The sequence below is a fragment of the Halorubrum sp. B52 genome (assembly GCF_059752555.1).
Genome location: NZ_MWTG01000018.1, coordinates 408203 through 432987, shown reverse-complemented (window position 1 = coordinate 432987; position 24785 = coordinate 408203). Strand labels below are relative to the sequence as shown.

The 24785-nt window shown below is 59.0% G+C and carries 16 protein-coding genes and 5 pseudogenes; 12 read left to right on the top strand and 9 right to left on the bottom strand.

Annotation, left to right across the window (positions count from 1 at the left end; translation table 11 throughout):
- Positions 1-32: 32 nt before the first annotated feature.
- A complete protein-coding gene (locus B4V04_RS19170; protein WP_498233235.1) occupies positions 33-1373 on the bottom strand; it encodes an MmgE/PrpD family protein in 1341 nt (446 codons plus the stop codon).
- A gap of 95 nt (positions 1374-1468) precedes the next feature.
- On the opposite strand from B4V04_RS19170, the gene B4V04_RS19165 reads away from it, so the two are divergent.
- The 3 genes from B4V04_RS19165 (at position 1469) to B4V04_RS19155 (ending at position 4932) form a co-directional block, all read left to right on the top strand.
- Positions 1469-2242, top strand: a complete 774-nt coding sequence (locus B4V04_RS19165; RefSeq protein ID WP_498233233.1) for an IclR family transcriptional regulator — start codon at positions 1469-1471, stop codon at positions 2240-2242.
- Positions 2243-2314: 72 nt separating this feature from the next.
- Positions 2315-2920, top strand: coding sequence for a rod-determining factor RdfA (gene rdfA, locus B4V04_RS19160; protein ID WP_498233232.1), 606 nt, complete (start codon positions 2315-2317; stop codon positions 2918-2920).
- A gap of 77 nt (positions 2921-2997) precedes the next feature.
- Positions 2998-4932, top strand: a complete 1935-nt coding sequence (locus tag B4V04_RS19155) for an archaea-specific SMC-related protein (RefSeq protein WP_498233231.1) — start codon at positions 2998-3000, stop codon at positions 4930-4932.
- Between the two features lie 477 nt (positions 4933-5409).
- Here the strand turns inward: B4V04_RS19155 and B4V04_RS19150 are convergent, their stop codons facing one another.
- The 3 genes from B4V04_RS19150 to B4V04_RS19140 all read right to left on the bottom strand — a co-directional run bounded on the left by B4V04_RS19150 (position 5410) and on the right by B4V04_RS19140 (position 8129).
- Entirely contained in the window at positions 5410-6636 is a 1227-nt protein-coding gene (locus B4V04_RS19150) for a site-specific integrase (RefSeq protein ID WP_498233229.1), read from the bottom strand.
- 273 nt (positions 6637-6909) lie between these two features.
- Positions 6910-7314, bottom strand: a complete 405-nt coding sequence (locus B4V04_RS19145) for a DUF8160 family protein (protein WP_498233228.1) — start codon at positions 7312-7314, stop codon at positions 6910-6912.
- Positions 7311-8129 (bottom strand): ParA family protein, encoded by an 819-nt coding sequence (locus B4V04_RS19140; RefSeq protein WP_498233226.1) that lies wholly within the window; start codon positions 8127-8129, stop codon positions 7311-7313. Before B4V04_RS19140 ends, B4V04_RS19145 begins: the two co-directional genes overlap by 4 nt.
- A gap of 420 nt (positions 8130-8549) precedes the next feature.
- Here B4V04_RS19140 and B4V04_RS19135 point away from each other — a divergent pair.
- Positions 8550-9195 (top strand): annotated as a pseudogene (locus B4V04_RS19135) (RNA polymerase subunit sigma-70).
- A 239-nt stretch (positions 9196-9434) separates the two neighbouring features.
- Here the strand turns inward: B4V04_RS19135 and B4V04_RS19130 are convergent.
- Positions 9435-9512 (bottom strand): annotated as a pseudogene (locus B4V04_RS19130) (SOS response-associated peptidase); the annotation flags it as partial.
- Between the two features lie 404 nt (positions 9513-9916).
- On the opposite strand from B4V04_RS19130, the pseudogene B4V04_RS19125 reads away from it, so the two are divergent.
- Together B4V04_RS19125 and glyA are read left to right on the top strand one after the other, a co-directional pair.
- Positions 9917-10186 (top strand): annotated as a pseudogene (locus B4V04_RS19125) (DUF8579 domain-containing protein); the annotation flags it as partial.
- Between the two features lie 104 nt (positions 10187-10290).
- Positions 10291-11547: a serine hydroxymethyltransferase gene (gene glyA / locus B4V04_RS19120; RefSeq protein ID WP_498233225.1), complete on the top strand. Its 1257-nt coding sequence runs from the start codon at positions 10291-10293 to the stop codon at positions 11545-11547.
- 134 nt (positions 11548-11681) lie between these two features.
- Here glyA and B4V04_RS19115 read toward each other — a convergent pair whose 3' ends face one another.
- From B4V04_RS19115 to B4V04_RS19105, 3 genes are read right to left on the bottom strand one after another with little or no spacing between them, the layout of a single operon-like run.
- Positions 11682-13016 carry an amidohydrolase gene (locus B4V04_RS19115; protein ID WP_498233223.1) on the bottom strand — a complete coding sequence of 445 codons (1335 nt, stop codon included), beginning with the start codon at positions 13014-13016 and terminating at the stop codon, positions 11682-11684.
- A gap of 2 nt (positions 13017-13018) precedes the next feature.
- On the bottom strand, positions 13019-13483 hold the full coding sequence (locus tag B4V04_RS19110) for a hypothetical protein (protein WP_498233222.1): 465 nt from the start codon (positions 13481-13483) through the stop codon (positions 13019-13021).
- Between the two features lie 2 nt (positions 13484-13485).
- Entirely contained in the window at positions 13486-14433 is a 948-nt protein-coding gene (locus B4V04_RS19105) for a DUF3100 domain-containing protein (RefSeq protein ID WP_498233221.1), read from the bottom strand.
- A gap of 164 nt (positions 14434-14597) precedes the next feature.
- On the opposite strand from B4V04_RS19105, the gene B4V04_RS19100 reads away from it, so the two are divergent.
- The 5 genes and pseudogenes from B4V04_RS19100 to B4V04_RS19080 all read left to right on the top strand — a co-directional run bounded on the left by B4V04_RS19100 (position 14598) and on the right by B4V04_RS19080 (position 21693).
- Complete coding sequence (locus tag B4V04_RS19100; protein WP_498233220.1) at positions 14598-15659, top strand: M20 family metallopeptidase; 1062 nt, start codon at positions 14598-14600, stop codon at positions 15657-15659.
- A 447-nt stretch (positions 15660-16106) separates the two neighbouring features.
- Positions 16107-16946, top strand: a pseudogene (locus B4V04_RS19095) (hypothetical protein).
- 2 nt (positions 16947-16948) lie between these two features.
- Positions 16949-17254, top strand: coding sequence for a DUF8156 family protein (locus B4V04_RS19090; RefSeq protein WP_498233219.1), 306 nt, complete (start codon positions 16949-16951; stop codon positions 17252-17254).
- Positions 17255-17256: 2 nt separating this feature from the next.
- Positions 17257-19421: pseudogene (locus B4V04_RS19085) on the top strand (type B DNA-directed DNA polymerase).
- An 814-nt stretch (positions 19422-20235) separates the two neighbouring features.
- Positions 20236-21693, top strand: a complete 1458-nt coding sequence (locus tag B4V04_RS19080) for an orc1/cdc6 family replication initiation protein (RefSeq protein ID WP_498233218.1) — start codon at positions 20236-20238, stop codon at positions 21691-21693.
- Positions 21694-22236: 543 nt separating this feature from the next.
- On the opposite strand, the gene B4V04_RS19075 is transcribed toward B4V04_RS19080, so the two are convergent.
- The gene (locus B4V04_RS19075) at positions 22237-22557 is read right to left on the bottom strand and encodes a DUF6788 family protein (protein WP_498233217.1); all 321 of its coding nucleotides are present in this window, start codon (positions 22555-22557) and stop codon (positions 22237-22239) included.
- A gap of 178 nt (positions 22558-22735) precedes the next feature.
- On the opposite strand from B4V04_RS19075, the gene B4V04_RS19070 reads away from it, so the two are divergent.
- Positions 22736-24661 carry an archaea-specific SMC-related protein gene (locus tag B4V04_RS19070; protein WP_498233216.1) on the top strand — a complete coding sequence of 642 codons (1926 nt, stop codon included), beginning with the start codon at positions 22736-22738 and terminating at the stop codon, positions 24659-24661.
- Positions 24662-24785 lie beyond the last annotated feature (124 nt).

Below are 24785 nucleotides of genomic sequence, written 5' to 3'. Positions count from 1 at the left end.
TGTGTGCCGCTAATTATGGAACCTGCTTAAACCTATGGATGAGCCACATCACGGACTGCCGTGGCGATATCGTCGCAGTCCGAGAGATCAGTGAAGATCGCTGCGAGCGCGTCCGCAGTCTCCTCCGTGACGGCACGGCGCGCGCACTCGTCGAACTTCGCACGAAGCTGGGCGTCCGTAAGAGGATTGTCGTGAGTTCCGGGCGGGTTCTCTTGCAGGCGCTCGTAACTATCGGTGGCCGTGTCGATGTGGACGTAGGCTTCATGTGAGTCATAGTGGAGCTCATCGTCGACTTCAAACGTGACGCGTTTACGAACCTGTTGGACGACGGGATCGTCGATGGCGTCGTCGTCAAAGGCGGTAAGGCCGACGCGGTCGCGGACGGCGGCGCTCGCGACCGTGTACTCCATGGAGAACTTCGCTTCGAGGCCGGTTTCTGGGTCGGCGTGGTGAAGTGCGTCGGCCGCACCCTGGGCGACTTGGACCTGAATTCGCTCGATGTCTTGGGGGTCGACGTCGTGCTCGTCGACAAGCGCGGCGGTACCGGCGATGCTAGTGTGCGTAAAGTAACAACAAGGATAGAACTTAACGTGAATACCGTGCTCTTGGAGTGCCCAGACCTCGAGATCGAACGTGAAATCGTGGCGGACTTCGGGGCCGTAGAGGTCCCAGAACCCACGATCGCCGCTGACAGCGGTCGAGTCGGCGGTGAAACCCTCATAGGCGAGGCGAGCGGCGGTGACCCCTGAACGCGAGCAGAGACCGGCGTGGAGGGGTTTCGTCATCGATCCAAAGTTGCGTTTGAGGCCAGCAGGCATCGACGCGGCAATGTTGAGCGCGTGCACAGTTTCTTTTGGTGTGAGATCGAGGAGAGAGGCGGCGGCGGCGGTCGCGCCGAACGTGCCGAACGTGGCGGTTGGGTGCCAGCCGTCCTCGTAGTGGTCAGGGCTGATAGGTGCGGCTAACGTGCATTCGAGTTCGAAGCCGGCAGTGAAGGCGGTAACGAGATCGCGTCCTGTCGCGTCGGCTTCAGCGGCGAGCGCGAGAATTGGGGGGACCAGTGTAGCGCTGGGGTGACCGTCCATCGCCCACGCGAGATCATCGTAGTCAAGCGCGTGGCTTGCGGTGCCGGTGTGGAGGGCGCGCTGCGTTGCTGGTCGATCATTGTCGAGACCGAGTATAGTGGGGGCGTCGTCGGGGGTGATGTCGTCGGTTCGGAAAATGGTCTCGCCGGCGTCAGCGTACGCGCCGGCAAGCGTAACGCCGACAGTGTCAAGGAAAGCACGTTCGACGGTTTCGCGGGCGCTGGCCGGGATGTCGTCGTAATTAAGGCCGGTGACGAACTCGCTAAGCGTCCTCTCGGGAGTTGGCATGAGTGTGAGTCGAGCGCTAAACATAATAAATATTCACCACACGGATGTGTTCGATCATACCGAACATTAAGTATCTGGATGATGAACTAGCAAGTATGGTTGAAAACGACGCATTAAATCGAATGGATTCAGTCGGGTCTGTCGAGACACTGTTCGATATTATAGAACACATCCACCAAGCGGATGGTGACACGATCTCCGCTATCGCAGCCGAGCTGGACTATGCGAAGAGTACGGTACATAGACACCTTGTGACCCTCGAACAGCAGGGGTATATCGTGAACGACGACGGCTACTACGTCGGGCTTCGCTTTCTCGAACTCGGCGAGGATGCGCGAAACCGGCGTCGCGGGTACCAACTCGCGAAAGAAAAGGTCGAAGAACTCGCACATGAGACAGCGGAGCGTGCGCAGTTCCTCGTGGAGGAGCACGCGGAGGCAGTGTACATTCACCGCGCGTTGGGGAGTCGCGCTGTGCGGACCGACCCAGGGATCGGGAAACGCATCCCGCTGCACGCGACAGCGTCCGGGAAGGCGATGCTGGCGGCAATGCCTACGGAAAGAGTATCCCGTATTATCGAACAGACGAATTTCGTGGAGGTGACAGATGAGACCATTACAGATGTGGAGGAACTGCAGCAAGAGCTTGCCGAAATTCGAGAACGTGGATACGCGTTCAATCGGGAGGAGAATCTTGATGGTCTACACGCGGTCGGCGTACCCGTTAAGGACCCCAATAGCGGCGTTATCGGTGGTCTGAGTGTTTCAGGTCCAAGCCATCGGTTCACTGGCGAGCTCTTTGAGCACGAGCTCCCGACGCTCCTGTTAGGGGCTGCGAACGAGCTCGAACTCAATATCGCCCACTCATAATCGTTCGGTATCACGGAACACACAGGAGTCACTGAGGCAAGTGTAATACGGAGGGAGGAGCAAGAGATATATATGACTGATATGGACGACAGGAGCCGATCACCAGGGAAAGTCGCACGCCTCATCAATGAGCATGACATGACGGGAATAGGCCCCGAACTGGAGAGCAGATGGACAGGGGGGAACGACCGACGGATGAGCTTGCGGGACCTTGCAGACTATTTCAACCGGGAGCTGTTGGCAGCGGTGCTCGCGGACACGGACGCACAGATCCTTGACGGTGAGGTTGAGAACACGTATCGAATACTGACCGACGACGACGTTCGCAGCGCGAGCAGGACGCGGGCGCGCCGCCAGCTCGAACGCGAGGACGTGGACGTGGACGAACTGAAGTCGTCGTTTGTAACATATCAGGCAATACGTTCGTACCTGACGACCGAACGCGGCGTGCAGTACTCGCCAACGGCCCCCTCAGTCGCGGACCGACGCCGCACGATTCAGCAGCTTCAAGGGCGTTTGCAGTCGGTGACGGAGAGCAAGCTCGACGGCCTAGCAGATGGGGAGGTTACTCTCGGGGAGTTCCGCACGCTAGTTACCGTGCGGGTCGTGTGCGAAGACTGCGGTGCACGGTTTGAGGTTGGCGAACTCCTCGACCGCGGCAGTTGCGATTGTGAATAACAATAGTACCGTTGTTATTTTCTTGGGTTCGAACGGCATAGTTTATTGTACCTAGCGGTGAAGATACGTTACTACATATGAATTCGAACCAAGTCCCGGGGACAGCAGCTGTGACGGTCGAAAATATCGGTGGAATAGCCGAGACATCCATAACGCTCACCCCTGGCGTCACGGTTCTTGCAGGACGGAACGCAACGAACCGTACATCGTTCCTCCGCGCAATTCAGGCCGCACTCGGCAGCGAGGACGCGTCATTAAAAGGTGACGCGGATGAGGGGCGGGTCGAACTCACCATAGACGACGAGACGTACACACGCGAGCTCACCCGAAAGAACGGACAAGTTATCACAAGCGGCAATTCCTACCTCCACGATCCGACGGTCGCCGACCTTTTCGCGTTCCTCCTCGAATCGAACGACGCGCGCCAGGCGGTCGCGCGCAGGGACGAACTCCGCGATCTTATCATGTCTCCCGTCGATACCAACGAAATCGAAGAAGAAATCGAACGCCTCACCAGCAACCGGAAACAACTACAAGACGATCTCGACGAACTCGACTCGCTGAAGGCCGATCTCCCCGAACTCGAAGAGGACCGAACGCGACTCGCGAACGAAATCGAGGAGAAGCGCACAGAACTAGAACGTGTCGAGACCGAACTTGAAGTTCAGGACGCGGATATTAAAGCGCAACGCGCCGAAAAACAAGAATTTGAGGATCGGCTGAGTGACCTCCGAGAGAAGCGGAAAGCGCTCGAAGAGATCCGATACGAAATTGAGACTGAGAAGGAGAGCCACGAGGATCTGCGTACCGAGAAACAGGAAATAGAAGAAGAACTCAAAGACTTCACGGAAACGTCAGCGGCCGATCCGCAGAAACTCGAGGAGACCATCGAACGTTTCCGCTCCCGGAAGCAGTCACTCGAGGCCGACGTGGACGAACTGCAGAGTATCGTCTCGTTCAACGAAGATCAGCTCGACGCCGCCACGGACAATGAGTTCACCGCGCTGAACGACAGCGAGTCTGTAACGGACCAACTCGCCGCTGACCGGGAGATCGAGTGCTGGACGTGTGGGAGTATGGTTGAGACGGATCAGATCGAAGCGACGGTCGAGCGACTGCGGGAGTTGATGCAGGAGAAGCTCTCAGACGTTCGAGAGTTAGAGAGCAAACTTGAAGACGTGAAAGCGGAAAAGCGGGAGGAGAAGCGCAAACAGCAGCGACGGAAGTCGCTCGAACGAAACCTCAACGAGACGATCGACGAACTCGAACGGACGACGGACACTATCGAAGAGTTGACCAACCGCCGGCAGACGGTGATAGCGGAGATCGAAGCACTGGAGGACGAGGTCGAAGCCCAGGACGACGAGGCGTACAGTGAGGTACTCGACCTGCACAAGGAGGCTAACCAGCTGGAGCACGATATTGGTCGAAAAGAAAGTGAGATTGAACGCATAGAAGAGAAAATTAAGGATATTGAGGATCGTCTCGCCGATGAGGACAAAATAAAAGATCGTCTCGAAGCGGTGCGGGCAGACCTGAAGGAGGAACGCACGAAAATTTCCCAGCTGGAGCGGGACGCCGTCGATGCGTTCAACACGCACATGGATGGTGTGCTGGACCGACTAGGATACGAGAACATTGATCGGATTTGGCTCGAACGTACCGAACGGAACGTTCGAGAGGGACGGCAGAAGACGACGAGATCGGTGTTTGACCTACACGTGATCCGATCTACGAGTTCCGGGACTACTTATGAGGACACTATCGATCACCTCAGTGAGAGCGAGCGAAATGTGACGGGACTGGTGTTTGCACTCACAGGCTATCTCGTGCACGAGGTTTACGAAGTGGTTCCTTTTATGCTCTTGGACTCTTTAGAAGCCATCGATTCAAACCGTATCGCGATGCTCATCGACTACCTAGACGACTACTGTGAGTACCTCCTTGTCGCCCTCCTCCCCGAGGACGCAGCGGTGCTCGAGGACCACTACCAGCGTGTCACCGATATCTAGACGGCAACTATTTTAATTCCAACATAGTTTATCTCACAATTATACGATGCAGTCGTGCGTCCCGCTATGAAATCTACCCATCCTAGTTTGACACCTCAGCGACGCATCAATGTACGTCCCCTCCGAGACCATCATCATCCTGCCGTGGTGACATCGCGCTGATAGATTTTCGAATGTTGGATTCTTAACCAGATAGTTCCGGACGTACAACGGTATTCGCACTCGTAGGCCCATTCTTGATAGAAAAGATGTCTACGCTCTTAATCGCCGAATTTCGCAACCTTCCCGCGATCGGTTTCGAAGTCGACGACCGTTTGACGCGTTTTGACGATGAACACCCTCAGTTCGGCGAGTGGTTTCGATGGTATCGAATCCATTTCTGCAAAGCCAAACCAAGGAGAGACCGCAACAATATGTTTCATCCCTCGTTCCCACCAGATACTCCTGAGATGGCATTCTCAGGCGTTGGACGGCCGCTTATCCGTCGATCTGATTCAGAGCTTCGGTTGCAGCGTCACCGAGTTCGCCTGCTTCGATGTGTGAGTAGCGCTCTCGTACCATCTCTTCGGAGTTATCGAGATACCGGGCCGCCACCGTGTACCCGAACGCACGGACGAGGACCTCACCCATCCCGCGTCGACCACCGTGCGGAGCGAGATAGTCGTGTTTCGGATGGTCGATGTCAATTTCTGCAGCTTCCGAGAGCCGCTGGAGAATCGACCTAGCGCCGTCAGTCGTGATCGACGGCGGCTGAATATTCTCATCAAGCGCCAGCAGCAGGTCGCGAGTATATTCTTCACGGTGTTCAGTAATTGCTTCTGGGCGTTCCCCTCGTTCGGCTAGCTCTTCCCGAACGAGCTCCGCGAGCGTCCGTTGATCGAACGTCGGAAACACCGGCCAGCGCTCCGTGGGTGGGTCCATCAGCTGGCGATAGCTCCGCAGCGGCGAGATCACCGGATCGGGGAGACTGGCGGCGTCCCACTGCTGTTTCTTCCGGTAGACGTCCATACTCCCGTCGTCGAGGGAGAGATCCTCCCAGCGGACGCCGCGCCGGCGTGGGTCGTTGGGATCCCGGAGTAGCTCCCCGACCCGAACGGCAGTGTACGCGAGGACGAACACCAGTGCCCGGTCACGAGCCGCCTTCAGCGCCGCGTAGCGTGCTCGCTGCTTGTCGAGAGAGTCAGTATCCTCCGGGAGTGTCGTGAATGCCTCGACGGCGTCGCGGGCCCGTTCGTCGGCGTGGCGGGTGAGGGCGTGGCGCTGTTCGGACGTCCAGGCCTGTTGGTCACCGGGCTTGCGGCCGTCGTCCTCGGGCAGCGGCGCCATCGCACTGGCCCGCTGCGCATAATGCGCCTCGAGATATCCCTCGTTGACGCACCAGCCACACCACGCAGAGATATAGCGGTAATAGGTTTGTACCGTGTTCTGCTTGAGTCCCCGATCTCCACCGAGATGTCGGGCGTACTCCCGGAACACGCGTTCGTCGAGATCGTCGAAGGTCGGCTCCCGGTCGACGTCGTCGGGGACGATCCCGGTCCAGTCGTCGGCGCCGCGGTCGCCGGCGGCCCACTCGGCGAACCGCTCGAGCTCGCGTGCAGCGTTACGTCGGTAGTTCCCTCCGTCGCCGCCGCGGCCTTTGCCCTTGTCCTGGAGGTAGCGCTCGAAGCTGTCGTCGAGCGGCGTCGAAACCTTGCGGTCAGGCATCCATCGGCCCTCCACCGTCCTGCGGGCCCGGTTTCAGTGCCTCTACCCAGGGGGAAACGCCGTCGTGAGGCGGTTGCAGCATTCGTGCTTCACCGACGGCGGCGGGGTACTTCAAAGTGGTCGTGATTAACGGGCATAATCACGACCACTCTCTATATTCGGCTCATCGGTAGAATTCGTGGGTCTGGAGTCTCCTAGAACCTGAATTTCCCACTATAGGAAATTATATACTGCATATCGCTATACGGGATTTCAAGCCACGTTTCGTCGAGGTCACCCGTCAGCGAGTTCCGAAAGCCGAGCCTGGATTTCCTCGGCATCCGCCTCAGAGAGGGCCTCAGCACCGAACTGAACGAGTAGGGGGTAGAAGTGGCGGTTCTTCTTGAACTCGTCCTGGCCCGCCTTGCGGAGCTTTAGCTGGGACTCGAGGTAGGTATCCTCCATCTCGTCGAGGACATCGTCGGGAATGTAGATCGTCCGCCCGTTCCACTCGTCTTTGATGTTCGTCTTCGTTTTGCTCGTTTCGTTCGTTTCACTCGTTGAAGTCGATTCGGTCGTTTCGGTCGATGAACTGGTTTCTACCGTTTCACTCACCTCACTCGTTTCGCCGGAATCGACCTCATCGTCCTCGTCGTAATTGCCTTCGATGCCGGAAGCATCCCCCCAGCCGTCACTCATGCTTTCACCTCCTCAGGCGCGGTCTTCTCGAACGTCTCGTCGAACAGGTCGGCGATCTCGTTGAACAGGTTGCGTGCATCCTCGACGCGCTGGTTCTCCTTACCGAAGCCGAAGACGGACACCCCCTCGCCAATCGACTGGGAGAGGTCGGTTCGCTTTGGAATTTCGAAGAGGGGGAGCGAGTACGCCGATTTGATCTCCTCGATCGTATCGCGGTGCTCGCTGTTCTGCTCGACACGGTTACAGACAATCGCGAGCCGATTGATGTCTCCGTACGCCTGTTCGAGGGAACTCAGCTGCTTTGCGAAAATCTGGAGGCTGTTGGCGTTGAGCTTCTCGGGAATGACGGGGATGACGACGTTGCCGGTTGCGACGAGGGCGTTGTCGGTGAGAACGTTCAGGGATGGGGGCGTGTCGACGATGATGTAGTCGTAGTCCCTATCGAGTTCATCGAGAGTCATCTCCAGTCGTTCTCGACTCTTCGGCGCCTCAAGCAACGTCTGGATGTTCTTGTTGTTCGCGAGCTTCTCGCTGGCGGGGAGGATGTCGAATTCCTCGTGCTCGACGATGATGTTGTTCACCGACTCCATCTGGTCGAAGTCGAGGACGTCGAACAGCGTTGTGCGGTCGGTGTCGTAGTACAGATCGTTGTAGCCAAGCGAGCATGTGAGTCCCCCGTGATAGTCGATGTCGACTAGGAGGACGTCGTAGCCCCGGGCAGCTAGCGCCCCGCCTGTGTGAATGACGTCAGTCGTCTTCCCGGCGCCTCCCTTCTGATTCGCCACGGTGATTCGTGCGGTGTTGGTGTCGGTCATTTTTTTCGTTTCCCTCGTTGTATTCGTTTCGTTCGTTTTGCTCGTTCTTCTCGTTTGATTCGGTGAGGGTGTTTCACTCGGTGAGAGGAATACTACGATGTTAAAACCAAGTGTTCGTTACGCTCGTTGAAGCAAACACACTCGTTGCCATCAACGTATTCGTTCTATTCGTTACGTTCGTTTCTTTCGTTTTGTTCATCGAGTACAGGGCAGCCAGCCCATCCCCAACCAGTTCGTTCTCCAGAATGCGTTCAATCCATTCATTTTTCTCGTTCTATTCGTTTTGCTCGTTGAATTCGTTATAGTCGTTCCGCGTGTTTTCAGCGAGAATCTGGACTACCTTCGAGATGAAGAGAGATCGCACTTCATGGGCAGTCGGGTAAGACTTCCAACTGTTACCGGATTATTGGTAACCACCAGATGTATGAGGTGCTCGACGACACGGCGGCAAAGACTATCCTCGCCATCGAGAGTGGTGACTCCATCCGCCGTACCGCCAAACACCTCCACACGCCTTACAAGACAGTGAAACAGGCCGTCAATCGGCTGGAAGACGCAGGCTACGTTACCTATGACGACGGCCTCACTGTCGTCGACGAGCGCGTACGCGACGCAGATCGCGAGTTCGTCGCTGCCAGCGCCGGCGTCAGTCCGCCCTCCATCGAAGAGGCCTACGTCATCCCACAGTTCGGTGACTAGCCGTTCGCGTTCACGCGGATAGACGCCGTCTACGTGTGGACACAGGGCGGCTACCAGGTCGGTCGGGAACCCGACGACTATCCACTGTTCCTCGCGGTTCGTGAGCAGGACGTCGACGCTTGGGAGACATTTTTCGAGTCGTTCGATCTCCCCACCGCATTCGAGCGACAGCCTCAAGACGAGCTGGACAGACCCCTGCAGATCGTCCTTGAGCCACGCTCGTCACTCGACATCGAGCACGTCGAGGTACCCGGTCATCCCGAGAACCGAGACGATCGAGTACATACGCGAGAACTACGCCCAGTTCCAGTCGGGGCTGGCGATGTTCGGCTGGATGTACAGCGATGTCGAAGGCGGTCGAGAGTGAGGATTAGAAGTTTAGGGAGGTTTCGGCATCATCATTTAAGCTGAAGAGAAGATCGAATGCTGGATGCTTGTAGAGGATCTCTCGGCAGTCCCGGCAACGTGTGAATAGCGGTTGGTCAACATCCCAAAAGTCAGAGCGTAGTATAACAGCAGAATCACTTGATCCATAATGTCCACCGGATGTGGTGACGTGGTTAAATTCACACCCACCACACTCTGGACAGGGGTCAGTTATACTTTCCCAGTCCTCACGACCTCGGCGTCGAAGCGAGTTTCGAGGTCAGCCTGGTCGATGAAGAGCGAGTTTCGGCCACACATACATCCGGGTCCGACCGGGAGAGTCTTCAACGTATCTGGAAATGTGAAAGCTGGTTCTGTTGCTCCCTCGTTTGACGGTTGATTTGGGGATTATCCGCAAGTACAACGTCTGTACTTAGCAAACCTGTGTGTCCCGTTGAGGACGAAAATCGAGAAGAATCGTTGACCGAATCGAGGACGAACACGGCTATACCAATCTACTGTTCTGCTTGCTCAGATCGGAGATCGTGGAGTTCCTCGCGGAGGCAGCCAATTTCGGCCTGCTGACTGACGAGCATGGTGAAGACGATTGGCACTTCGGGTCATCGACGCTGGCGAGCCGGGCGTGGCCGGCGTACGGGCGTTGTTTGGCGCGCTCAACGAGGCTGTCCCAGTTCTCCTGCTTGTCAGTGGGCAGCAGGCCGCGGGGAGGCGCGGAAGGACCCGGGGGGTCCGTGGACCTCTCGGAGAAGGACAAGCACGTGCTGATGGCGCTGTATTCGGGTGTGTTGTCGTTCGAGATATCCGACTTTCTGGGGATGGACGTCGGCAAAGTCGAGACCATCCTCGAACGCCTCTTCGAGGTCGACGTCCTTGAGGAGGTTCGCAAGCGCGGAGAGGTGTGGATGAAGACCCGCGGTCGGAACATCGCGAGCGAAGCCATCAACGAGGGGTGGCGGCCTGCAACGGTGTGAGTTCTAGCAATGGCTGTGAGCGGTACGGGAAGGAAGCAATCGCGAAGCCACAGCGGCAGCGCTCCCCACCTAATGCTTTTCTCGCCGCCCGACGCTGTGTGGATATGGACAGCGTAGATTCGATTCGAGAGGTCTCGCCGCGGGTTGCCGAAGCTATCGAGGCTGAGGCACAACTCCAGCGAAACCAGCTGTTGATGATTGCCTCCGAGAACTTTGCGAGCGGGGCGACGATGGCGGCCCAGGGGAGTGTCCTGACAAATCGGAACGCACTCGGCTATCCGGACGACAGGCTCTATCCGGGCTCGGAGAACATTGACGATGTGGAGGAAGTCGCCGTGGAGGCCGCGGAGGAACTGTGGGGTGCCGACCACGTGAACGTCCAGCCACATAGCGGGTCGCTCGCGAACCTCGCGGTCTACCTCGCAGTGCTCGACCCCGGAGACCGTATCCTCTCGCTGGACCCTCGGGACGGTGGGCACGTCACGCACGGCGCCGACGCGCACGTCAGCGGCGATCTCTACGAGGTAGCGCATTACCGGGTCGACCCGGAGACTGGTCGGCTGGATTACGAGGACATCCACGAGCGAGCTGTCGAGTTCGACCCAGACCTCGTGGTTTCGGGATTCTCCGCGTACCCCCGTTCGGTCGATTGGGAGCGGGTACAGGCGGCCGCCGACGCTGTCGACGCGTATCACCTTGCGGATATCGCCCACCTCTCCGGTCTCGTCGCGGCCGGCGAACTCACATCGCCGGTCGGCGTGGCGGACTTCGCGACCGCGTCGACGTACAAGACCATCCGTGCGGGTCGCGGCGGCATCATCATGTGCGATGGGGAGTACGCCGACGCCGTCGACGCTGCGAACTTCCCTGGGCTTCAGGGTGGCGCGTCGATGCCGAATATCGCAGGGAAGGCTGTGGGGTTCCGGGAGGCGCTCGCACCTGAGTTCGACACCTACGCCGCCCAGCTTGTCACGAACGCCCGGCGTCTTGCGTCCCGACTTGAGAGCCATGGCCTCGATGTCGTTTCCGGTGGGACGGACACGCACATTGTTCTTGTTGACCTTCGCGACTCGCATCCGGGGCTTACCGGCGGCGAGGCCGAAGCGGCACTTGAGCGTGCCGGTGTTATTGTCACTGCGGCGTCGGTTCCCGGAGATGAACGGTACCCGGAGGGATCGAGTGGTGTCCGGCTCGGAACGCCACCGCTTACGTCTCGCGGGTTTGAGGCGGCGGAGATGGAGTCGGTCGGCGACTTCGTGGCCTCGGCACTCGACGCCGCGGGTGGCGAGGGCGAACTGACCGCGATTCGCGCCGATGTCGAAGCGCTGTGTGCCGACATCGGGCTCCGAGAGCGCCCGTGAGGGGGCCGACCGTTGATCCTGGGTGGGTCGGTTACTGGGCCTGAATGCGGGAGTTACAGGGGTTGGGTGGGGCAGCTGCAGAAATTGAGTAGGTCAGCCGCAGGGCGGGAGGGCTAGTTGCAGGGGTGGAGGGGTTAGTCGTGGTCGAGGTAGTCGCTGATGACGGTTTCGCGCATCCGGCGGACGTCCGAGAGGTACGCCTCTCTGGACTGCTTCGTGGACTTCGCTTCCTTGATGGCGGCGACTTTTTCTGGGTCGGCGAGCAGGTCGACGATGGTCGTGGCAGTTAGTTTCGCGGGGATGACGTACGCCATTTCCTCGTCGACGACTTGGAACTCTCGGGAGTGGATGTTCCCCTCGAAGCCGCCGATCCACGGGTGGATGCCGGGGACGATCCGGGTGACGTCGCCCATGTCCGTTGAGCCGGCGAGGTGCGGGTGTCCCCCGGCGAGGACGTCCGCATCGAGTTCGTCGACCACGTTCGCGTCGTAGGCGTCGACCATCGTCTCGTCGGATCGGAGTGGCATATACCCGGGGTAGTCCTCGATTTCGATGCTCGCGCCGACGGACATCGCGCCTGCCTCTAGCGCCCGGTTGACATCGTCGTTCGCGTCTGTGATCGCGTCCACCGTCTTCCCCCGCGTGTAGGACTCCATCGTCGCTTCGCTCGGAACGACGTTGACGCCGGACCCGCCGGACGTGAGTATCGGGTGGACGCGGATAGCGTCCTCGTCGGCGAACCGCTCTCTGGCGGCGTGGATACCGTTCATCGCCAGCGTCGCGGCGTTGAGCGCGTTGACGCCCTCCTCCGGTGCCGCGCCCGCGTGGGATTCCTCTCCGTGGAAGGTGACGAATTTCCCGACGAAGCCGTTCGTCGAGAACGCGGACGTGATTTCGCGTTCGGGCGTGTCGTCGGCCGCGTGCATCATCATCGCCATGTCCACGTCCTCGAAGTAGCCGCGGCGAATTAGCTCCTGTTTCCCGCCGAAGAACTCGATGTCGCCCGCGTCAAGGAGCGTCTTGCGGTACTCGAGGTCGAGGTACTCCTCGGCGGGCACGGCGATGAGTTCGACGGACCCGGCCAGTTCGTCGACGACGCCGGTGGTGGCGAACGCGTACGCCGAGCCCACGAGATTGGCGATCTGGGCGTTGTGTCCGCAGGCGTGGCAGGCCCCCGTCTCCGGGTCCGCCTTCGGGTGCTTCGGGTTCACTAGCGCGTCGAGTTCCCCAAGCACGGCGACGACTGGGTCGCCGGACCCGATGCGGGCACGAGCGCCCGTGATGGCGAGTTCCGTCTCGACGTCCAGGCCGAGGTCCTCGAAGACGTCGACGACTTTCCTCGTGGTCTGGGTTTCTTTGTACCCCAGTTCGGGTTCCGACTGGATGTCTTTCGCCAGCGCGACGATGTCCTCACTGTGCGCTTCGACTGCGTCGCGAACGTCGGATTTCAGTGCAGTTGTGTCAGGCATCGTTAGATGATTCCCTGTATTGACAGGATGATCTGTGCGACGATGGCGGAACCGAAGAACGTCCCGAAGAAGACGAACACCGCGACCAGAACGAGCTTCCAGCTCACTTCCTTCATCCGAGTGGTTTGGAGGCCGATGGAGAGCCCGGCGTACGCGAGGATGGGCGTCGTCGTTGCCAGGAAGTTGATCTGCTCGGTGTAGCCGAGGAACGTCTCTTGGACCGGCGAGTACGGGAGCGCTAGGAGGAACGCGATGACCATCGCGTACGCGAACGACGGGAGTTCTAGCGGGAGGAACCGGCCGAGCAGTAGCGAGACGAGGCCGATGGCGACCATGAGGAGTATCCCGGGAAAGGCGGCGACGATGTTCTGGCCGTATCCGAGGAAATTCCCGACGAGCGTGATGGCTGCGACGATCAGCAGCATCAGCAGGGCGTTCCGCGTGAACGTGACGTCGTCGAGCGCCATGGTCAGTCACCTCCCCGGCCGATGGCCGGTTCTAGGACCGCGTACAGTTTGTTGATGAGCGGGAGCCCGACGAACAGCACGACGTAGAGCCCGGTCACGCCGGTGAGGAGGTTACTCGTCGCGGCGAACGAGAGGACGCGGTCCTCCGGAACGGTCGTGACGACTTCGGCGAGCGCCCCCGAGCACGCGGTCATCATGCTCGCGCTTCCCATCCCGCAGGCCATCGAGAGCGAGAGTGGGTGCAGGCCGGTGGCAGGGGCAAATCCGCCGAGCAGGCCGAAGAAGATGGTCCCGAGCACAGTCCCGGTGAGGTAGGTGCCGAGTACGCCACGTCCCTCTGGGGAGTCGATGCCGTATTTGTCGGTGATGATGCCGAGCGTTGGCTCTCGGGCGATGCTCACGGCGCCACCGACAGCCTCGCGCTTGAGGCCGAGGAGGAGCGCGATGGGTAGCGACAGGAAGATGGTGCCGAGGTTGCCGAGTTCCTGTAGGAGGAACGCCGGCCCCGCGTCGATGAGCTGTTCGAACCCGGGGCCGACGAGGGTGCCGTACTTCACTGCTAGGGGCATCAGCGAGATGATTAGCAGCGGCGAACTGATCTCGCTGACGCCCTTTGAGACGACGTTCCTGAGCGGCTCGAAGTACTGTCCGAGCATGCTGTAGCTGATGAGAATCCCGATGACGACTGCGAACAGCATCGGTAGCAGGACGACCTGCCCCGGTCCCAGCGGGAACGTCTGGGTGCCGACGAGTTCCGTCACAGCGACGATGGCTAGGACCGTAAGGTGGGCCTTGGCGTGGAGCAGCCATCGACCCGACGTCCGAATGGGTTCCCACCGGTCCCCCTCTTCGGGTTCTTCAACTGGCGGTTCTTCTTCCAGTACCCCATCGTCCTCCGGGGGATCTCCCGGGGAACGGTTCGGTGACTCGTCCGGCGAATCTCCTGACATACGTTATCACAACCCAGCGAGAGTGTTTTCAACTATCTTTAATAAACGTACCCCCGGGCGACAGAACGGCCGAGACGCGGGTCAGATGCGTTCTCGGACTCTAGCCGTCCACCCCGGCGTCGCCGGGCGAACAGATAAGTATGACAGATAACAACACGCGGAGTATGGAACCGGTGGCGTACCTGGAGGACTTAATGCGAATCGAGAGCCACGAGTCCGTCGACGAGATACGTTCGTTCCTCCTAGACACGCTCCCGGGCGCACAAGTGGACGACGCAACTGGTTGCGTTCACACGCGAAAAGACGGTGCTGACGACGGTCCGGCCATCGTCCTGAACACCCATATGGACGTCGTTTCACCGTACCTTCCGTTCGAGCGGGACGGCGACGTAATCCGGGGGCGCGGCGCCTGTGACGCGAAGGGCAGTCTCGCGGCGATGGCGGCAGCCTTCACGAAGGTGATGCCGTCCGCCGGCTCGGTGTCCCTGCTCGTTTCGCCGGACGAGGAGACGACCCAACAGGGGCTGAAGGAGTACCTCTCGGACGGCGTAGACGCGGACGTCGCCATTGTCGGGGAGCCCACCGGTCTCGACCTTTGTCCCGCCGCGCGGGGACACTATGACTTCGAGATCTGCTTTCACGGCAGGTCGGCCCACGGCGCGACCCCGGAGAGCGGGCTCAACGCCACTTTGTGTGCCGCGGCGGCCGTCCAGCGCATCGAGGCCATCGAACAACGCCACGATGACCGCCTCGGGTCGAACAGCCAGACGCCGACGATGATACGCGGCGGGAACAGACCGAATCAGGTGCCTGAACACGTCTCGCTGGTCGTCGACTACCGGACGCTCCCCGACGAGTCGCGGAAAGACGCAGTCGCGACACTTGAACGGGCGCTGGAGGGAATCGACTGCGAGTTCGAAATCACGCGCTACGTGGGCGGTTCCGCGCTCGAGTCGTTCCGGACCGACGAAGACGCGACGGTCGTCAGAATACTCGGTGAGTCGGTTCGCGAGGTGACTGGTCGAACGCCGACAGTCCGCCCGTTCGACGCCGCGACCGAGGCTGCGTTCTTCGCGCCCCACGCCCCCGTCGTCGTCTTCGGGCCGGGCCGCATCAGCGACGGCGACGAACCCATCGCCCACTCAGAACGAGAGTACGTGCCGGTGAGCGATGTCGAGGCGGCCACCGGCGCACTCACTCGGACGCTCGAGACGCTACTAGAGTGACGGTTCGGACGCCCGGGACGTTGCCGGGTGACGGGTCAACCGACAGGCGAGTGGCGACAGTCGACGGCGCGCTGTCGATGCCGACCTACGTGGCGTTGAGCATTAACATTCCGAGCAGTCAGGCTCGAGACTGCAGCTGTGAAGGTTTAACCAACACACCGGCGTCAATACGGGCAGATGTTGGTTAACACGGAGAACGCTGGATTCAGGAACTATTCTCGGAAACAGATCCAAATGGAGACTACTCGGGACTGTACCGGGATTGGAGGGGGTCAAGTCGAGTCCCTGAAACGTGGAAGCGACACGCCGCGGCTTATCGGGAACGTAGACCTCTAGTCGAGTATGGGAGAAAACTCAACGTCGAACCGATTGGCGGTAGACCAGCCAACACGGAGCGCTGACCGCAACCAGAATCTGGCTAATCAAGCCGATCCCGCGACGGACGGAATGCTGCTTCCCTCCCTTAAGGACGGTATTACGCTCCTCGATGTCGAAGGTGATCGGGGTGTTCCGATCCTTCAGTCATTGGTACTCGATCATCTCCTCTTGCACGACGGGCCCGCTTTCTGGATTGACGCAAACGGCCATGCGACGACGGCCACGCTGACGAGGATAGCCCCCAGTCAACGGTTGCTCAACTGAATCCACGTGGCACGCGGATTCACCGCCTACCAGCACTACGGCGCCGTCTGTGATCTCCCGTCAGCGGTGAACAAGTCGATCCAGATGTCCACCACCGACGCTGGGGCGGCCAGTCGAGGGGCGCCAGGTCGTGACGAAGACACGTCGCCCCACACCCCCGCCCTCATCGTTGCGCCGGCCGTCGACGCCCAGTACCGCGCCGACGATACCCTCGGCGAAAGCCACGCGGGAACCCTTCAGGCTCGAACTCTCGCCCGGTTGGCGACCTACGCCGAGGGGTACGACATCCCGGTGCTCGTTACGCGAAACGAACGAAACGAATTCACCGAGTCAATCGCGACGGTCGCGGACCACCATCTCGAGTGCGAGCAAACTCGGATGGGGCCACGGGTCGTCGGTGAGGACTTCGAGACACTCGTCTATCCCGTCGACGACGGTGCGTACTACCAGACGACGTTCGCATACTGGCGGCAGCTGCTCGCGGCACGCGCCATGCAGGTCGGCGTGGATCCGGCGTCGCCGGCGCCGTCGACGCCGACCCCGGAGCGTGTCGGGACGGGTGTCACAGCTAACGGTGAGACGGTCGCGGCCACCGCGGATCCCCTGCTCGATGCGTGGACGGCGAGCGGTACAGGAGGGCGATAGCGATGGGGCGGACGAACCCAACCTACCGTGATGCGCTGCGGGCCATCGAAGAGCGCTGGGCGGAGTTCCGGCGGGCACTGCGGCGTCGCGACCAGCCGCGCTTCGACCGGCTGTTCGAGTACGCCCGCGAGCACGCCGACGCAAGCGGGCTGTTGAACCACCAGAACCCGCTGCTGCCGGCGCTGCTCAGCATCGATCTCGAACAGGAGGCCCGCCTCGACGACCAGGAGGAACGCCTCGAGGAGCTCGAAGCCGCAGTCACAGCGAACGATGACCAAGAGGCCGCTCCACCGGACTCGAACCCGTGACGATGCCGTTCAGTATCGACTTTTTCGACGACGGTCGGGTCCTGGAGTGGGAGGCAACCGCCGACGGCGCCGTCGCGACCGAGCGCAATGACTACACCCCACGCTTCTACGTCGCCGCTCGCGACCCTGGTGCCGACCTCGACCTCACGACACTCCAGTCGGTGTACGACCAGCACCCGGACGTCGTCGCGACCGAGACGGTTGCGCGACGCCCCGGCTTTCGACGGGACGAGGATACCGTTCTCGCGGTCGACGTCGCCCAGATCGACCGCGTCACCCCACTCGCCCGGCAGGCACGCCAGCTGTCGGAGTATCCAGTCGGGGATCTCGCCTGTTTCAACGTCGACTTCTCGCGAGAGTTCCGGTACTGTCTGGAGACCGGCGCCGATCCGACCCCGACGAGCGACCTGTCGACGCTCCGCCTTAGCGTTCCGGTGACCGAAACGAGCAACGACGTCTATGGGAAACTGTCCATCGCCGGCGACACCGTCACCGGCTCGCCGACGGATATCCTGACCGCCGTCCAGGGGGCGCTCGAAGCACACGATCCGGACGTCCTGGTCTGCTCAACCAGCGAGATCGTCCCGACGCTGTACGAGATGGCGACGGCTGCCGGCGTCGACGACTCCTCGCTGAGTCGGTGGCCGGACGTCGACTACCAGCAGCTCGCGAGCCGGTCGACGTACTCGAGCTACGGCCGCGTCGGCCACTCCCCGGCCCGGTACAACGTCCCCGGCCGGGCGATTATCGACGAGTCGAACACGTTCTTCTACGGGAAGACGAACCTCGACGGCGTCCTCGACCTCGTGTCGCGCTCGAACAAGCCCGTCCAGGAGCTCGCGTGGGCATCGATCGGGAACGTCCTCACGGCGATTCAGATCTGTGAGGCCCAGGACCGCGGCGTCCTCGTCCCGTGGAACTCCTGGCGCCACGAGTTCTACAAGCCGATGGGGACGCTCCACGACGCCGACCGTGGCGGCTTCATCTTCGCGCCCGAGGTCGGCCTCCACGAGAACGTCCACGAACTCGACTTCTCGAGCCTGTATCCGAACATCATCTGTACCCGGAACGTCTCACCGGACGTCATCCGGTGTGACTGCCACAGCGACCGCGACGACGTCCCCGGTCTCGGGTACTCGATCTGCGACGATCGGGGCTACCTCGTCGACGTGCTGCAGCCGATCATCGACGCTCGCGACGAGATCAAGGCAGCCATCCGTCGCGAGAAGGAACGGGACGACCCCGACGAGGACCGCCTGGCGGAGCTCGATGGACGGTCCGGAGCACTGAAGTGGATACTCGTCGCCTGCTTCGGCTATCAGGGGTTCAGCAACGCGAAGTTCGGCCGCATCGAGTGCCACGAGGCGATTAACGCGTTCGCTCGCGAGATTCTGCTGACGGCGAAACAGCGGCTGGAAGCGGGCGGCTGGCGGGTCGTCCACGGCATCGTCGACTCCATCTGGGTGACGCCGGACCCCGACGTCAACGACGAGGACCGCGAGGACCTCGAGACGCTCGCGACGGAGATCACGGAACGCGTCGAAATCCGGCTCGAACACGAGGCCCATTACGACTGGGTGGCGTTCGTGCCGCAGCGCGAGAGCGACGCCGGCGCGTTGACCAAGTACTTCGGGAAGGTCGCCGGCGACGACGACTTCAAGATACGCGGTATCGAAGCCCGGCAGCGCTCAACCCCGTCGTTCATCGAGGACGTCCAGCGGGACTGTCTCGACCGGCTCGATGCCACGCGGTCACCGGACGCCGTACTCGACTGTCTTCAGGATGCGATCAAACGCCTCCACGCTGGAACGGTGCCAGTCGAGCAGCTCGTCGAGCGGAATCGTGTCTCCAAGCCGCTGGAAGGGTACACGCAGACCACTCAGAACGTGGCGGCGCTGAAGCGGGCTCGAGAACAGGACCTCGCTATCCACCCGGGACAGGACATCGAATATGTAGTCGTCGACGACGAGAAGACCTCGCGAGAACGGGTCGCGTTGGTTCACGAGGCGATCGAGTCGTACGATCCGTCGTACTATGAAACGGAACTCGTCAGAGCTGTCGAAAGTCTGCTGCCCCGATGGGCTGGGATCGCTCAAAGATCCGTCAAGAGCTCGCCGAGACACGGATTCCAGAGTTGACGGCGTTCACGAACGCGACTCGTTCCTAACCAACATAACGATATCTGAAAGAGTCTTGTTGGTTAAATGCAACCGCTAGCAAGCACGAATTGACACACTTTGTTCCGCTTGTGTTGAATTTGTGGACGAGGAGACACCCCTCTATCGATGTGTTCACAATCAGTTGAGGTAGCCGCGAGATCAGCAGGAAGTGTCAACCGTTCCACGTTGCTCCCAAAACGTACCTGGTGATATCGGTCCTACCTCACGAACGTGACTGGCCGCTTGTTGTTCGCTGAGAGACACACACCCCTCTATCGATGTGTTTCTGCGTGAAACTCCGAAGTGATTTCCTCACCACGTGAGATGAATATAGCGATTATTTCTCGAATTCAGGCAGTAAACGACTGTTTGAATGGGTTTAGACTGGATGGAGAGACGTATAGTGTCGTCTGTAGAACCAGAGATCTCTAAACACAAAACACATCGAACACATCGATAGAGGGGTGTGTGTGTTGTTTGTTTATAGAAAGAAAAGAAAAGAAGAGACAGACGATTTTCACTCACGGAGAGAGGGCGGCTAATATGAGATATCCTGTATATTCATCGGCGGAACGTCAGCAAACGGCAAACACTCAACTCGAGTTTCCCATCTTACCCCCGCCCCATGAAGACCTCGAACACATCGATAGAGGGGTGTGTGTCCCCACAGGATCTCTCTCAAACACATCGTCACTGGCTTAGAAATAACTGGCGTTAGATTGGCTCTACCGACGGGATTAGACCTGAGTATAATCTAAAACGGCTAATCACACTTCGATAGAGGTGCGAACCTTTTTGATACGGGCCGGTGTCATCCCGGCTATGGACATTGACGACTCTGATGATCCCTCCGAGGATTCGGGATCACTAGAGGACGAGACTCCGGCACAAACCGATTTAGCGGGTGCTGCAGGGGCGGAGTCGACATCACAGTCCTCTGCTCGGACCGACACCGACCAGTCGTCAACCGAATCAGCGGAAGCGTCGCAACAATCGATCGAGGACATGCTGCTGGAGTTCGACGAACAGCAGGGTCTCATCCGCGACCGATCACTACTCGACCCCAATTTCGTTGTCGAGGAGGACCGTATCGTCGGCCGTGACGAACAGCTCCAAGAGGTTACGAAGATGCTCCGGGTCGCACTCGGCGACAACCGTCCACCGAACTTGTTTCTGTATGGTCCATCGGGGACAGGGAAGTCGCTCATCACAAAAGCCGTCTGTAATAACATCAGCCGCATCTGTGAGTCTCGAAACATCCGATTTGGAACAATCGAGGTAAACTGCCAAGATCTGGATACACTTGGGGTCGCTGTGTACGAACTCGCCCAACAGGCCGCGGACGAGGCGGGCGTCGAGGTCCGAGTCCCGAAACATGGCGTGGCGACGAAAGAAAAATGGGACGAGCTGTATCGGATCGTCAATGAGAACTTCGACTCAGTGGTGTTCGTTCTCGACGAACTGGATATGCTCGTCGGTCGACGTGATAAACAGGATCCTGCGTTCTCAAGGCTGCTGTATCAGCTCTCCCGAGCCGGTGCGAACGATGACCTCGACGCGTACATCTCGGTTGTTGCCATCTCAAACGATACGAAAATGATGGAAGCTGTGGGGAGTCGGGCAGTCAGTTCGTTCACCCCAGAAGACGTCCATTTCGACGATTACGACGCGGACCAGCTCAAGGCAATTCTGCGACGACGTCAAGATGCGTTTCACGATGATGTTGTCGACGACGACGTGATTCCACTCGCAGCTGCCTTTGCGGCGCAAACGCACGGCGACGCGCGCAAAGCGATTGATTTGATGCGCGTCGCCGGCGAGCTCGCCGAACGGGAGGGTGATGGGCGTGTTCGTGAAGAACACGTTCGTGCCGCTCAGGCAAAGGTCGAAAAGAACCGTGTGCTGGAGGTTGTCCGTGGAATCAGTACTCAAAAGAAACTCTGTCTGTATGCGACGGCCGCTGTGGCGTCACAATCAGCTGATGGGACGGCACGGAGCACGACAGGATACCGCGTGTACCAGTATCTGACTGAGGCGATCGACGCTGATCAGTACCATCAAGAAACATATGTGAACAAAATGAAAGAACTCACAACGTACTCGCTTGTCGACTTCGAACGGCGGAGTCACGGACCGAGCTCAGGAATGTTTCTCGAATTCCAATTCGGCGAACGGCCGGAAACAATTCTTGAGACACTGCGTGAGGACTCGCGTATCGAGATGGTTTCTGAGAGCGAAGTGGATTCTGTCGTCAAAGCACAAATTCGGAATCAAACGTAGGGAGCTCCCGGGTATCTGTATGTCACCGTCGTTGGAGACACCCCTCTATCGATGTGTACACACTGCCTGGTAGCAAATCACAATTGATGCTGATCTAAGGTTATTCGCTGTATCTGTCTGCTTCAATCCATCGTTCCGGACACACCTCTATCGATGTGTAATATCTTGTTTGGAGGTTTGAGAGCCTGAATTGTGTGGATAGCCTGTTGATGGGGACAGCTGGCTATCCTCGACTCTGATTTCATCTGCACCGAGGCACCTCTCTAATAGACACCCCTCTATCGAAGTGTTTGGAGGGAATCGACTAGGTAGACCCCTCTATCGAAGTGTACGCCCGTTTGGTAGTGCCAGCTTCCGGCTCGTCTGCTTACTAGACCCCTGATCACGAGTGTATCGTCTTATCACTGAAGTGGTGCTCCGCACGCTCGACTACCGATGGCGGTCTTGAAACTGTCCCACGATAGAAATCACACTCAACTTCGACGGGCATAATCGGCTTTTCGCCGACAAATAGCGATCGTCATCACTGATGAATGTCCGGGGTTATTCGTCCGGGTTGACCGGCCCTTTATATTTAGACTTCACCGATTCACCTTCCCGCCACTGCCAGTAGTAGTAGCGATTGTCGTTAATCTCCTTGATCGTGATCGTCGCTTTTGTAGGGACATCTTCCGGAGTATCTTCGGGTCGTCCCTCGATGTCGTCGTCCCCCTCCTTCTCGAGACGAGCCTCACGGTTCTTGTGCTCAGCTAGCGCTTCGGCGTATGTGGCAACGTCCCGGAGCCGCTTCGGAGTCAATTCGTTTAACGTGTTGACAATCTCCGTTGGGAGGCTTGCAGGTGGGGTTGGTGGCTTGTTGGACATCGATTACCTATATTAACCAACAACAGACGTAAGTCAATAGTTTTGTTGGTTAATAGTGACTTGTCAATACTCCGGACCAGCGTGATCGTAACTATGTTGAATATATTTTTGAATTTTGACTGCTTTGGTCGGTAGAAAGACAGTTTTAATGTCTTGACCCCCTGTCTTAGGGTAATTCATGCACCAAACCTCTCAATCAGCCGTTCATATTGATGTTCGAAACATCGGTGGAATCGACGAAGCATCTGTTACTCTTTCTAAAGGCGTGTCGATTCTGGCTGGACGGAACGCGACAAACCGGACGTCGTTTCTTCAGGCGTTGATGGCCGGTCTCGGTAGTCGGCGAAGTTCGCTAAAAGGGGATGCTCAAGAGGGATCAGTGGCGCTTGAAATTGGTAATGAAAGCTATTCCCGAACGTTAACGAGACGTGGCGACTCGATTGCGTTTGGTGGCGACCCCTATCTTGACGATCCGGAACTTGCTGATCTGTTTGCCTTCTTATTAGAGAATAATGAGGCTCGGCGAGCGGTTGCTCGTGATGATGACCTCCGGGAAATCATCATGCGGCCGATCGACACCGATTCGATCGATGCTGAGATACAGAAGTGCAAACAAGAGCGGACCGATCTAGAGTCCGAAATCAACCAACTCGACAATCTCGAAGAAGAGCTACCTGGCCTTGAGACCAAGCGGCGAAAGAAGCAAGATGAGCTCGAAGAGGCTAAAAAAGAGTTGGAGGAAGTTCAGGAGCAGCTAGACGAACTCGACGCTGGAGTACAAGAGAGCCGTACCCAAAAACAAAAGATAGAGGAAGCGTTCCAGCAGGTTCGTGAGGCCCGATCTGATCTCGATGATCTTGAGTTCGATCTCGAAACTGAACGGTCGACGATTGCTGAGCTTGAGGCAGAACGACAAGACCTGCAAGAGACAATCGAATCAGCAGATGAACTAGATGAGAGCCCAGACCGGCTCGCCGGCCGTATCGATGAGCTGCGTAGTCGACAGCGTGCGCTCGATGACACAATCAACGAGCTCGGGAGCGTCATCAGCTTCAACGAGGATATGCTGGAAGGATCGGCGCCAAATATAGACGGTGAAGAGATCGGTGACCCCACCGACGCACTGACTGGGAGTGACCAGACTGTTTGCTGGACGTGCGGTTCTGAAGTCGAAACTGACCAGATCGAGGCGACGCTTGACCGGCTCCGTGAGCTCCGGTCGGACAAGCTTGACGAGCGAAACGATCTTCGCACCGAGATTCGGGAACTCACTGACAAACAGTCTACGCTCCGCGAGGCGCAGCGCGAGGTTGAGCGCGCCGAGGAGCGACTTGAGACGGTCGAGTCGAAGATACCGACAGTCGGGTCACGGATCGCCGACCTCGAGAAGCGAAAAGAGTCGAAGCAAGAAAAGATCGAGGAACTAGAAGAAGAGACAGAATCGATCGACGCAGGCGGGTACGACGAGGCGTTAGAGCTCCACCGCGAGGCGAACGGGATCGAGCTCCGAATCGAGCGGCTCGAAGATGAGATCTCCGAAATAGACGAGGAGATCAGCGAGCGAGAAGAAGCCATTGCGCGGCGCGAGGATTTGATAACAGAACGCGAGGAACTCACCGAACGACTGACCGAGCTGCGAACGCGCGTTGACCGTATTGAGGAGACTGCTGTTGAGAAGTTCAACGAGCACATGGAGACGGTCCTCGACATCTTAGAGTACGAGAACCTGGACCGGATCTGGATCGAGCGCCGTGAGACCGAGGTCCGCGAGGGGCGCCGCAAGGTCACCCGGACCCGGTTCGACCTGCACATCGTCCGCTCGTCGCCCGACGGGACGGCCTACGAGGACACGGTCGACCACCTCTCGGAGAGCGAGCGGGAAGTGACCGGACTCGTGTTCGCGCTCGCGGGGTACCTCGTGCACGATGTCTACGAGACGGTGCCGTTCATCATCCTCGACTCGCTGGAGGCCATCGACTCGGACCGCATCGCGCGCGTAGTCGACTACTTCCGCGACCACGCCGACTTCCTCGTCGCCGCCCTACTTCCCGAAGACGCCGCCGCGCTCTCCGACGAGTACGCGTACATCGAGCAGATCGACTGACCAGACCCGTCAAGTGCTTTGGATCGCGTTGACTCGCCCTTTTCGGCACATTCCGTGAATATCCGGCAGTGTTCAGATAAGGATTGAAAGGATAGGTGGTGCGTTTTCAAAGTGATTCCTACCC